13 protein-coding genes are annotated in these 12,086 nt (G+C 38.0%); 12 read left to right on the top strand and 1 reads right to left on the bottom strand.

Annotation, left to right across the window (positions count from 1 at the left end; all coding sequences use genetic code 11):
- The first annotated feature begins 19 nt into the window (after window positions 1–19).
- The 6 genes from ACFFIX_RS00145 to ACFFIX_RS00120 all read left to right on the top strand — a co-directional run bounded on the left by ACFFIX_RS00145 (window position 20) and on the right by ACFFIX_RS00120 (window position 4,682).
- Window positions 20–457 carry a BrxA/BrxB family bacilliredoxin gene (locus ACFFIX_RS00145; RefSeq protein ID WP_378929204.1) on the top strand — a complete coding sequence of 146 codons (438 nt, stop codon included), beginning with the start codon at window positions 20–22 and terminating at the stop codon, window positions 455–457.
- 278 nt (window positions 458–735) lie between these two features.
- Window positions 736–1,539: a transporter substrate-binding domain-containing protein gene (locus tag ACFFIX_RS00140; RefSeq protein WP_378929202.1), complete on the top strand. Its 804-nt coding sequence runs from the start codon at window positions 736–738 to the stop codon at window positions 1,537–1,539.
- Between the two features lie 147 nt (window positions 1,540–1,686).
- Window positions 1,687–2,340 (top strand): amino acid ABC transporter permease, encoded by a 654-nt coding sequence (locus ACFFIX_RS00135; RefSeq protein ID WP_378930320.1) that lies wholly within the window; start codon window positions 1,687–1,689, stop codon window positions 2,338–2,340.
- Window positions 2,333–3,055, top strand: a complete 723-nt coding sequence (locus ACFFIX_RS00130) for an amino acid ABC transporter ATP-binding protein (RefSeq protein ID WP_378929200.1) — start codon at window positions 2,333–2,335, stop codon at window positions 3,053–3,055. Before ACFFIX_RS00135 ends, ACFFIX_RS00130 begins: the two co-directional genes overlap by 8 nt.
- Before the next feature lie 99 nt (window positions 3,056–3,154).
- Window positions 3,155–4,108 (top strand): aromatic acid exporter family protein, encoded by a 954-nt coding sequence (locus ACFFIX_RS00125; protein WP_378929198.1) that lies wholly within the window; start codon window positions 3,155–3,157, stop codon window positions 4,106–4,108.
- Between the two features lie 52 nt (window positions 4,109–4,160).
- Window positions 4,161–4,682 carry a L,D-transpeptidase gene (locus ACFFIX_RS00120; RefSeq protein WP_378929195.1) on the top strand — a complete coding sequence of 174 codons (522 nt, stop codon included), beginning with the start codon at window positions 4,161–4,163 and terminating at the stop codon, window positions 4,680–4,682.
- Window positions 4,683–4,710: 28 nt separating this feature from the next.
- On the opposite strand, the gene prli42 is transcribed toward ACFFIX_RS00120, so the two are convergent.
- Complete coding sequence (prli42, locus tag ACFFIX_RS00115) at window positions 4,711–4,803, bottom strand: stressosome-associated protein Prli42 (RefSeq protein WP_378929193.1); 93 nt, start codon at window positions 4,801–4,803, stop codon at window positions 4,711–4,713.
- Between the two features lie 368 nt (window positions 4,804–5,171).
- Between prli42 and mce the strand changes: the two genes are divergently transcribed.
- From mce to gnd, 6 genes are all read left to right on the top strand, one after another.
- Complete coding sequence (mce, locus tag ACFFIX_RS00110; protein WP_378929191.1) at window positions 5,172–5,594, top strand: methylmalonyl-CoA epimerase; 423 nt, start codon at window positions 5,172–5,174, stop codon at window positions 5,592–5,594.
- Window positions 5,587–7,137 (top strand): acyl-CoA carboxylase subunit beta, encoded by a 1,551-nt coding sequence (locus tag ACFFIX_RS00105; RefSeq protein WP_378929189.1) that lies wholly within the window; start codon window positions 5,587–5,589, stop codon window positions 7,135–7,137. The genes mce and ACFFIX_RS00105 overlap by 8 nt, the downstream gene beginning before the upstream one ends.
- A 33-nt stretch (window positions 7,138–7,170) precedes the next feature.
- Window positions 7,171–8,292 (top strand): M20/M25/M40 family metallo-hydrolase, encoded by a 1,122-nt coding sequence (locus tag ACFFIX_RS00100; RefSeq protein WP_378929187.1) that lies wholly within the window; start codon window positions 7,171–7,173, stop codon window positions 8,290–8,292.
- A gap of 208 nt (window positions 8,293–8,500) precedes the next feature.
- Complete coding sequence (locus tag ACFFIX_RS00095; protein ID WP_378929185.1) at window positions 8,501–8,959, top strand: chemotaxis protein CheW; 459 nt, start codon at window positions 8,501–8,503, stop codon at window positions 8,957–8,959.
- Window positions 8,960–9,086: 127 nt separating this feature from the next.
- Complete coding sequence (locus ACFFIX_RS00090; protein WP_378929183.1) at window positions 9,087–10,322, top strand: DNA polymerase IV; 1,236 nt, start codon at window positions 9,087–9,089, stop codon at window positions 10,320–10,322.
- A gap of 166 nt (window positions 10,323–10,488) precedes the next feature.
- The gene (gnd, locus tag ACFFIX_RS00085; RefSeq protein ID WP_378929181.1) at window positions 10,489–11,901 is read left to right on the top strand and encodes an NADP-dependent phosphogluconate dehydrogenase; all 1,413 of its coding nucleotides are present in this window, start codon (window positions 10,489–10,491) and stop codon (window positions 11,899–11,901) included.
- The last annotated feature ends 185 nt before the right edge of the window (window positions 11,902–12,086 follow it).

Here is a 12,086-nt window from a genome sequence, read left to right as displayed (position 1 = left end):
GTTAAGGGAGAGATTATCGTTGAATATGGATTTTAATTTATTTATGAATGACGTAGTTAGACAAGCACGTAGTGAAATCGTTGCTGCTGGATATACAGAACTAACAACACCTGAGGATGTAGAGGGTGCATTAACAAGTGAGGGTACTACACTTGTAATGGTTAATTCAGTTTGTGGCTGTGCGGGCGGAATTGCAAGACCTGCTGCTGCACACGCCGTACATTATGACAAGCGCCCAACCCGTCTTGTGACTGTTTTTGCAGGACAGGATAAAGAAGCAACAGCTCGTGCACGTGAATTGTTTGTAGGATACCCACCATCATCACCGTCTTTTGCACTTTTAAAAGACGGTAAACTTATCACGATGGTTGAACGCCATGAGATTGAGGGACATGATCCTATGTCTGTTGTTTCAAAGCTACAACATGCATTTGATGAGAATTGTGAAGAATATTAATAGTATGGGGAAAAGCCAAGTTCAACGAATCAGTTGAGCTTGGCTTTTTTATTAGTTTCTTTTACCTAGAAAGTATAGTAGTACAATAATGAATTTTTCGAAATAATAACATTAATCAATTTTTTATATTTTTATTGCATAATTATAAACCTGTGTTAAAATACATTATACCGAATAAATATACAGGAAAAATCACTTGATAAGCTTGAGTTTATAGGTAATAATATTAATATCTTCAGAATTTTTAAATTTCACAGAAATTATAGGAGGAAACTGAAATGAAAAAAGGGTTACTATTGTTAATTAGTATATTGGTAGTAGGAATGCTGGCTGCTTGTGGCACTGGTACTGGTAGTGAAGGTGAAGGTACGTCTGGCGAAGGTGAATCAGAAGAAAAGAAAGTTTTAAAAATGGCTACATCTGCTGATTATCCTCCTTTCGAGTACAAAGATACAACTAAAGGCGACGAAATCATTGGATTTGATATCGATCTAGTCAATGCACTAGCTGAAAAATTAGGGTATGAAATTGAAGTTCAAGACTTGGATTTCAATAGTTTAGTACCAGCTCTTCAATCAAAGCAAGTGGATCTTGTACTTGCAGGGATGACACCAACAGAAGAACGTAAAGAAAGTGTCGACTTCACAGATGTTTACTACACTGCTAAACATATGATCGTTTCATTAAAAGACAATAAAATTACAACTGTTGAAGATTTAGAAGGTAAAACATTAGGTGTTCAACTTGGATCAATCCAAGAAGGAAAAGCAGAAGAAATTGCTGAAGAAGTAAACATTTCAATTGAAGATCGTAACCGTATTCCTGATCTTTTACAAGAATTAAAGGCTGGCCGTATTGATGCTGCAATCATTGAGGATACTGTTGCTAAAGGATATTTTGAAAAAGATAAAGAGCTTGAAGGCTTTACTCTTTCTGAAGAAGAAGCAGATGAAGCTGGTTCAGCAATCGCTTTTCCAAAGGATAGCGAGTACACAGACGAGTTCAATAAAGCTCTAAATGAAATGATTGAAAACGGTGAGCTGGAAGAACTAATTGTAAAATGGTTTGGTGGCAAAGAGTAATACTTTTCTCTTAAGCTAAATGGTTTAGCTAACGATCGATAAGCATTCTCGAACAAGAGGGACTGACTCCGTGAAAGTTGTTTACGAACCTTCCTTCGTCAGTCTCTTTTTGTTTCTTGCTGAAAAGGAGTGTTCTCAGTGTTAGAGTTGAATTTTCCAGGAATTGCTCCGTCAATTCCATATATATTAGGCGGGATTTTGGTCACACTTCAGATTGTAGCACTTTCTGTATTACTCGGTTTTTCGTGGGGTGTAATCTTAGCCCTTTTTAAAATTAGCAGAGTAAGACCTCTGATGTGGTTTGCAGATTTTTATACATCTGTTTTTCGAGGAACGCCGCTCGTTTTGCAATTATTAATCATCTATTTTGGTTTACCTCAAATTATTGGATTTACAATTGATCCATATTGGGCTGCGGTTGCAGCATTTACCCTAAACTCCGGAGCATATATTTCAGAGGTTATCCGAGCGGGAATTATGGCGGTTGATAAAGGTCAAAGAGAGGCTGCACTGGCCCTTGGAGTTCCTTATCGTCAAATGATGAAGGACATTATTTTGCCTCAAGCGTTTAAAAATATCTTACCAGCACTTATGAATGAATTTATTACACTAACAAAAGAATCAGCAATTGTTACGGTTATTGGTGTAGGAGATGTAATGAGGCGTGCTTATCAAGTCGGAGCAAATACGTTTCTCTATTTTGAGCCACTTCTATTTGCTGGCTTAATTTATTATGTAATGATTATGATTTTGACGCTCCTTGGCAAACTGGTCGAAAGGAGAATGAGACGCAGTGATTAAAGTAGAAAATCTTCATAAGTCATTCGGGAAGCTGGATGTATTAAAAGGGATTACAACTTCAATAAATGCAGGTGACGTTGTAGCAATCATCGGTCCTTCTGGATCTGGAAAGTCAACCTTTCTAAGGTGTTTAAACTTACTTGAAACGCCAACAAGTGGACAAGTTTGGATTGATGACCAGGACATTACAAACAAATCAACAGATATTTTAAAAGTGCGCCAAAATGTAGGGATGGTTTTTCAACATTTTCACTTATTTCCACATAAAACAGCTCTCGAAAATTTAACCTATGCACCTTTAACGGTAAAAGGGTTAACGAAAATAGAAGCTGAGGAAAAAGCGCATGCACTATTGAAAAAAGTTGGTTTGGCTGAAAAGGCAAATGAATATCCAAACAGACTCTCAGGTGGACAAAAACAACGTGTTGCGATTGCACGTGCACTTGCAATGGACCCTGACGTGATGCTATTTGACGAGCCGACCTCAGCTCTAGACCCAGAGATGGTAAAAGAAGTGCTAGACGTAATGAAGAGCCTTGCTCATACTGGGATGACGATGGCGATTGTAACGCATGAAATGGGCTTCGCTAAAGAAGTAGCGGACCGAGTCCTTTTCTTGGATGATGGAAAGCTAGTTGAGGAAGCACCACCTAGCGAATTTTTCTCAAATCCAAAAACGAAGCGGGCACAAGACTTTTTAGAAAAAATGTTATAAAATGAACAAGTTCAAGATGATCTTTTAAAGATCGTCTTTTCTTTTGGTTATTTTATCTCGGAAAATACGGGAACACGTAAAATAGAAGGAGCAGTAACTATGTTTAAAATTGGTTATCGCACGGTGAAGACGGCGTTAGGGGCAGCAATTGCGATCATGCTAGCACAGTTTTTCCAACTAGAGAATTTTGCGTCAGCAGGTATACTGACTATTCTTTGCATCCAAGTAACAAAGAAAAAGTCCTTACAAACATCATGGTCACGTTTCCTAGCATGTTCAATTGCAATTGTATTTTCATACATATTTTTCGAAGGGATTACCTACCATCCCATTGTGATAGGGCTAGTTCTTCTGTTCTTTATCCCTACTACGGTGATGGTAAAGACAACGGAAGGAATCGTGACAAGCTCAGTTATTATTTTGCATCTCTACACCTCAGAACATATCACTTGGAGTCTTGTTTTGAACGAGTTAGCCCTTGTTGCTACTGGTATTGGGGTTGCTTTAGTGATGAACTTGTATATGCCAAGTGTTGATAAAAAGCTGAAGGAGTATCAATGTAAAATTGAAGAAAACTTTGCTGCGATTTTTCAAGAAATTGAATCCTATCTCCTTTCTAGTGGCAGTAACTGGGATGGAAAGGAAATAACAAAAACGGCCGACCTACTAAGTGAAGCGAAAACACTTGCTTTTCGAGACGTAGAAAATCATTTTTTGAGGCATGAAAATTCTTATTATCACTATTTTAAAATGAGAGAAAAACAGTTTGAAATTATTGAAAGAGTTCTTCCAATTGTCACCTCGGTAGAAATTACAATTGAACAAAGCCAAATGATCGCTGAGTTTGTTCATGATTTAAGTCAGGGTATTCATCCTGGAAACACGGCTCATAAATTTTTAGTAAAGCTACTAGAGATGAAAAAGGAATTTCAAGAGATGGATTTGCCGCAAACAAGGGAAGAATTTGAAGCAAGAGCAGCGCTACTTCACTTTGTAAAGGAAATGGAACAATATCTTATTATAAAAAGCCAATTCAAAGGGATTAAACAGTAGCATGTTAATACTCCATCTGGTCATACTAAGGAAAAAAGGAAGTTGACCTGAGATGAAGCTACTACTGCTTACAATCTTTTTAATTTCATCGCCTATATGGCCACTAGGCCAAAACCCGTTGGTAGGAGACCCCTATGTGATCATAAATAAGCAAACAAATAGACTTGCTTATATTGACAATGGGGAAATTATAAGAGAATACCCCGTCGCAACAGGTCAGACCGAGACACTTACACCAGAAGGAGAATTTTCAATCACTGTAAAAGCAATAGACCCCTACTATCGGAAAAAAGATATCCCAGGTGGAGATCCGAAAAATCCACTTGGGACTCGGTGGATCGGCTTTAATGCTTTGGATACAGATGGACGAACCTATGGTATTCATGGCACAAATAATGAAAATTCAATTGGATACTATATGACGCAAGGATGCGTTAGAATGCATAATGAGGAAGTAGAAGAGTTATTCGAACATCTACCAGTCGGGACAAAAATCCGAATTTTGAAATCTGAAAAACCGCTTGAAGATATCGCGATAGAAGAAGGAGTAGTAAAAAAAGGTGATTCCAACTAACGGAATCACCTTTTCTATTTTATTACTATTAAAACCACATTGAAGCTCCTGCGAGCAATGTTGTAATGAGCATAACGCCGATCATTAAATAAACAACAGCCTTTTGCACTTTGCGTGACATTTTGTTCACTCCTATTAAAGGATGCTCGAAAATTCCTGCATCTCATTTTAGTGATTATCAATGACTCATTTCTATTTTAACTGTATTTTGATAGAGTGACAAGAAGAAAAAGAATTCATATTTCGAGAAAATTGTTGAAAAAGCAGGAATCCGAGAAGGTAATATAGAAATTATGCATGTTGGTGATACCGCTTACAAAAAAAGCGCAAGCGCCTTGGTCAGCCTTAGGCATAGCATAAGGCAGTTACAACCGCGACGTCCTGTCGCTGTAACTGCACTTGCACGTCCTGTGCGTCGGAGCTGGACTTGCGAAACGCAAACTGATTCCTAGAATTATATAAATTCTGATACAACAAGAGAGGGAGATGATGATGGTTAAAAAGGTAGATCACATTGGAATCGCTGTTCGTTCAATTGAAAAGGCTTTACCATTTTATATTGAAACCTTAAATCTAACTTTAGAAGGCATAGAAGAAGTTTCGTCACAGCATGTGAGAGTCGCATTTATAAAGGTGGGAGACACTAAAATTGAACTTCTAGAGCCTACTTCAGAGGAAAGTTCTGTCGCGAAATTTATCGATAAAAGAGGAGAAGGTCTCCATCATGTCGCTCTCGCCGTAAATAATATTGAAGAACGCTTAGAAGAGTTGAAGAACAAAGGAATCGCTTTAATAGATGAAAAACCAAGAGTTGGAGCCGCACAAGCAAATATCGCATTTTTACATCCAAAATCAACGAGTGGTGTTTTATATGAATTTTGTGAAAAACAAAGAGGTGAGAAAAGTGACTGATATCTATCAAAAAATAGACGAATTATATGATCGTAAACGTGAAGTAGAACTTGGTGGTGGAGACGAAAAAATCGAAAAACAACACGAAAAAGGAAAGCTAACTGCCAGAGAACGAATCTCGCTACTGGTGGATGAAGGAACATTTGTTGAGTTGAATCCATTTATCGAGCATAGATGTACAGATTTTGGACTTGATGGAAAAGAAGGACCAGGAGAAGGTGTTGTTACAGGCTACGGAAAAGTGAATGGGAGACCGATTTACTTATTTTCTCAAGACTTTACAGTTTTTGGCGGTGCGTTAGGTGAAATGCATGCTCGGAAAATTGCAGCAGTGATGGATTTAGCAGCGAAAAACGGTACTCCTTTCATTGGCTTAAACGACTCAGGAGGTGCGAGGATTCAAGAGGGTGTGCTATCATTAGATGGATACGGTCAAATTTTCTACCGAAATTCCATCTATTCAGGGGTCATTCCACAGATTTCTGTTATTCTCGGTCCTTGTGCTGGTGGAGCAGTCTATTCACCTGCGATCACAGATTTTGTATTCATGGTTGAAAAAACAAGTCAAATGTTTATTACAGGACCAAAAGTGATTGAGACGGTAACAGGAGAAAAAATTAGCTCCGAAGATTTAGGTGGGGCAGCTGTACATAATTCAATAAGTGGTAATGCTCATTTTTCGGGCTCAACCGAACAAGAAGTTCTCACCTCGGTTCGAGAACTATTAAGCTATTTACCACAAAATAATGAGGAGAAAGCTCCTATAATAGAATATCCAGAATCTGATGATTACCGTCCTGACTTAACAGATCTTATTCCATTTGATGCGATTCGCCCATATGATGTGAGAGTTGTTATTGAACAAGTTGTTGATTCCGATTCTTTTTATGAAGTACAAAAAGACTTTGCAAAAAATATCGTAATCGGACTGGCTCGTATAAAAGGGGAAGTTGTTGGATTGATCTGCAATCAACCAAAATATATGGCAGGTGGACTTGATATAGATTCATCAGATAAAGCCGCACGTTTCATACGCTTCTGTGATTCCTTTCAAATTCCATTAATCACATTTGAAGATGTTACAGGCTTTTTCCCTGGAGTAAAACAAGAGCATGGTGGAATCATCCGTCATGGCGCGAAAATCCTTTATGCATATTCAGAAGCGACCGTGCCAAAACTGACAGTGATTCTAAGAAAAGCATATGGTGGGGCCTATGTTGCCTTAAACAGTAAATCAATTGGTGCAGATCTCGTTTTTGCTTGGCCAAATGCTGAAATCGCTGTTATGGGTCCACAGGGAGCCGCAAATATTATCTTTGCCAAGGAAATTCAAAACAGTCCAAATCCAGAAGAAACAAGAGCAAACAAAATTGAGGAATACCGTAAAAAATTCGCAAATCCTTATGTTGCTGCTAGTCAAGGTATGGTAGATGATGTCATCGACCCCAGGGAGACACGTATTAAATTAATTCAAGCTCTCGAAATGCTTAGAACGAAAAAAGAACATCGACCTAAGAAAAGACACGGAAATATTCCTCTATAATTTTAAAAATCAGATTACTACAGGAGGCATACAATGATCAATCAAGAACGTATACTTGCAGAATTTTTAGAGTTAGTACAAGTTGATTCAGAAACGAGATTCGAGGCTGAAATTGCAAAGGTCTTAAAAGAAAAGTTCTCTTCATTAGGTGTTTCAGTAGTAGAAGATGATACAACAAATGTTACCGGACATGGCGCTGGAAACCTAGTTTGTACATTGGAAGCAACGAAAGATAGCATTGATACCATTTACTTTACTTCGCATATGGACACAGTTGTTCCTGCAAACGGAGTGAAACCAACAGTAGAAAATGGCTATGTAATCACTGATGGCACGACGATTTTAGGAGCGGATGACAAAACAGGTTTAGCTGCAATGCTAGAAGCGATAAAAGTATTAAAAGAGAACAACATCGCACATGGTAAAGTTGAATTTGTTATCACGGTAGGTGAGGAATCAGGACTTGTAGGTGCAAAAGCTCTCGATCCTAAGTTAATATCAGCAAAATTTGGCTATGCACTGGATAGTGACGGTAAAGTCGGCAATATTATTCTTGCAGCCCCAACTCAAGCAAAAGTGAAAACAACGATTTATGGAAAAACGGCTCATGCCGGTGTTGCTCCAGAAAAAGGAGTATCTGCCATCACTATTGCTGCAAAAGCAGTCGCAAAAATGCCTCTAGGACGTATAGATCACGAAACGACAGCGAATATTGGTCGCTTCGAAGGTGGATCACAAACAAATATCGTATGTGACCGTGTAGATATTTTAGCGGAAGCTCGCTCATTGATTCCTGAAAAAATGGAGCAGCAAGTTCAAAAAATGAAAGATGCTTTTGAAACAGTTGCTGCTGAAATGGGTGGACGTGCTGAAGTTGTAGTTGATGTGATGTATCCCGGATTTAAATTCACTGCAGAAGATCATGTTGTACAAATCGCGAAACGCGCAGCATCAAAAATCGGACGCGATAGCGAGCTTCTCACAAGTGGAGGCGGAAGTGACGCAAACGTTATAGCCGGCTTTGGAATTCCAACTGTAAATTTAGCAGTTGGCTATGAAGAGATTCATACCACAAACGAAAGAATGCCAGTAGAAGAGCTTGTGAAAACCGCTGAGCTAGTGGTTTCGATCGTTAAAGAAGTGGCAGGAGAATAGAGCATTGGACGAGGGGCATTGTATTGCTTCTCGTTCTTTTTATTTAAGGAGAACCGCTATAATTGCAGGAGAACCGAGATAAATGCACGAGAATTCGAGTAATTGCACGAGAACCCCTTTTCGTTCTCTACCGAATACTTTTTTTCTTTTCCATCTTTAATTTTAATAGTATGATAGTCTTAGATCGTACAGACTAGGAGGGATATAGATGAACGCATCAAAAGTCGTTGTTTTCAGAGCTGGTACTGAAGAATATGGGTTGCCAATTCAGCATGTGATTTCAATTGAAAAAATGATAGACGTTAAACCTATTCCTACTATGCCTATCTATATGAGAGGCGTTGTAAAAGTTAGAGGAGAGCTAATTCCCGTTGTAGATGTAGGTTATGTCTTTTACCAGCAAAACACAGAAATAATGAACGAGACAAAACTTATTGTTATTCAAACAGATCTGTTATCTATCGCACTCATTGTACAAGAAGCAAAAGAAATTCTGGACATTCAGAAAGATCAATTAAAATCAATTTCCTTTGGTGCATTTCAAACTGTAAAGTATTTTGCAGGAGTAGCTAGTGTCAATGAACGCTTAATTACTATTTTGAATCCGACACTATTAATTGAGAGCTTGGATCTAACTCTAGTAAAAGAAGAAATCGGCAGTCACTAATTAAACTAGTGACTGTTGTTTTTTTACGTTAAAGTTTATAGTTCAAAACAATTTCTGTTGTTAACTTTTAGATTTATAGCGATCAATGGTAAACTAGTATAAAGAAATCAAATGTGGTGGTCGGATAATGAATGAAAATCGTGGTGGACGGATTATTCTTCATGTTGATATGAACAGTTTTTATGCATCAGTCGAAATGGCGTACGATCCAAAACTTCGGGGGAAACCGCTTGCGATTGCTGGGAACGTTGAAGAACGAAAGGGCATTATTGTAACTTGTAGCTATGAGGCACGAGCGATGGGTGTGAAAACGACAATGCCTCTTTGGCAAGCTCGAAAGTTATGTCCGCAATTGATCGTGATGAGGCCCACTTTTGATCGATACCGAAAAGCATCTATGGCGATGTTTGATATTCTTCGCGAATACACTCCACTAGTAGAACCGGTGTCAATCGATGAGGGTTATATGGACTTAACTGAATATAAGTACTCTCAACCTTTGGAAATCTCTAAATCGATTCAAACAAGACTATTAGAAGAGTTAACTCTCCCATGTAGCATCGGAGTTGCCCCCAATAAATTTTTAGCAAAGATGGCCTCGAACATGAAGAAACCTCTAGGTATCACGGTTTTAAGATTACGTGAGCTATCTACTACGTTATGGCCGCTTCCAGTAGGAGAAATGCATGGTGTTGGGGAAAAAACAGCTGAAAAATTAAACACAATTAACATTCATACGATTCAAGACTTAGCTCAAGGAAATCATGTTCAATTAAAAAAGCTATTAGGAATTAATGGAGAACGACTAAAAAAACGAGCAAATGGATTAGACGATCGGCCAGTAAATCCCGATTCAATTTATGACTTTAAAAGTATTGGGAATTCTTCAACATTACCTAAAGATACGACAGATGAAAAGCAGTTAAATGATGTGTTGAATAAGCTCGCACACTCCGTAAGCACGCGCCTGAAACGGAAAGATGTAGTGGCGACAAAATTGTTTGTAACGATTCGTTACGCAGATTTACGAACGATTACGCGAAGTAAAAAGCTCGCAAACCCTGTGGGTGAGAAAGAAGATATTTATGAGTACGCGAAGCAACTTTTTTACTCACACTGGAATGAAGAACCCATACGATTATTAGGAATTACTGGTCAAGACTTAGTTGAAAAAGAAGAAGCAGTCAAACAACTCGATTTATTTTCGTTTGAAACAGAAGCAAAACACGAACCAATCTTAAAATTAATCGATAAGCTTAATGAAAAGTACGGAAGTAAGGTCATCAAGCGCGGAATGAAAGGGGGAAGTAAAGACGATAATACAGCTGGTACGAGCTTTAATAAAGACTTTTTACAAGAGTAAGCGGTTGCAATGAGTAAGTTACTTGAAAAGTAGCAGAAAAGTATGGTATTTTCAAGGTTGTAATCATTAGAAGACTAACTAGTTTGTTAAACCAAAGATTGTTATGTGTTTATTAAGCTTAAAGCGAAATGCTTAATACATAAGGCACTAGAAGGGACGTAGAAAGATGTCAAAACAACAAATAGGTGTAATTGGGTTAGCCGTTATAGGGAAAAATTTAGCACTTAATATTGAAAGTCGTGGGTTTAGCATTTCTGTTTTTAATCGCTCATCTGATAAAACAGAAGAATTTATAACAGAAGCAAAAGAGAAAAATGTTGTAGGTACATATAGTGTTGAAGAATTCGTTCAATCGTTAGAAACACCAAGAAAAATTTTGTTAATGGTGAAAGCTGGTTCACCTACTGACGCTACAATTGAACAATTACTTCCACACCTTGATAAGGGTGATATTTTAATTGATGGTGGAAACACATTGTTTACTGACACACAACGACGTAACAAAGATCTTGCTGAAAGTGGCATACACTTTATCGGAACAGGTGTCTCTGGTGGGGAAGAAGGGGCTTTAAAAGGACCTTCAATTATGCCTGGTGGTCAAAAAGAAGCATTCGAACTTGTTCGTCCAATTTTAGAAGCCATTTCTGCAAAAGTTGATGGTGATCCATGTTGTACGTACATCGGTCCAAATGGAGCAGGTCACTACGTGAAAATGGTTCATAACGGTATTGAATACGGAGACATGCAATTAATTTCCGAGGCATACTTTATCATGAAAAATGTTCTGGGTCTTAGTGCCGATGAACTTCATCAAGTATTCGCCGAATGGAATAAAGGTGAGCTTGATAGCTACTTGATCGAAATCACTGCTGATATTTTTAAGAAGAAAGACGATGAAACAGGTAAACCGCTTGTTGATTTAATCCTAGATACTGCTGGACAAAAAGGAACTGGGAAATGGACAAGTCAAAGTGCATTAGACTTAGGTGTACCACTCCCAATTATTACGGAGTCCGTTTTTGCACGTTTTATTTCTGCAATGAAAGAAGAACGTCAAAATGCAAGCAAAATTCTAAAAGGCCCAAGTGTGAAAGCCTACGAAGGAAATAAAGACGAGCTTATTGAAGCGATTCGAAAAGCTTTATACATGAGTAAAATTTGTTCATACGCACAAGGGTTTGCTCAAATGAGAGCGGCCTCTGATGAATATAATTGGGATCTTAAATACGGAGATATTGCTATGATTTTCCGTGGCGGATGTATTATCCGTGCTGCATTCCTTCAAAAAATCAAAGAAGCTTATGACCGCGATGGAAAGCTAAATAACTTGTTACTTGATCCTTATTTCAAAGAAATAGTTGAAGGCTATCAAGGGGCACTTCGCCAAATCCTTTCCGTTGCAATTGAACGAGGAGTTCCAGTGCCATGCTTCTCAAGCGCACTAGCATATTTCGATAGCTACCGATCAGAAACGCTTCCTGCGAACCTCTTACAAGCTCAACGAGATTACTTTGGTGCACATACGTACCAACGTATTGATAAAGAAGGTATTTTCCATACGGAATGGATGGAAAAATAATTCTAATATACTTCAAAACTTAAGGACTAAACCTCTTATAACCTGAGGTTTAGTCCTTTTTTTTATGCATAAAAAACCATGAAACAAAGTAAAAATTCAGTTTTGCAGACTTTGTTATAGGTGGTTAATTATAGCTGAAAAAAAATGTATAGACGAATGACCTAGAATCTTATACAATAATTTCA

The organism is Metabacillus herbersteinensis (genome assembly GCF_042433335.1).
GTDB lineage: Bacteria > Bacillota > Bacilli > Bacillales > Bacillaceae > Metabacillus > Metabacillus herbersteinensis.
Note: the sequence above shows the minus strand (reverse complement) of the source record. Positions and strands in the feature narration are given on the sequence as shown.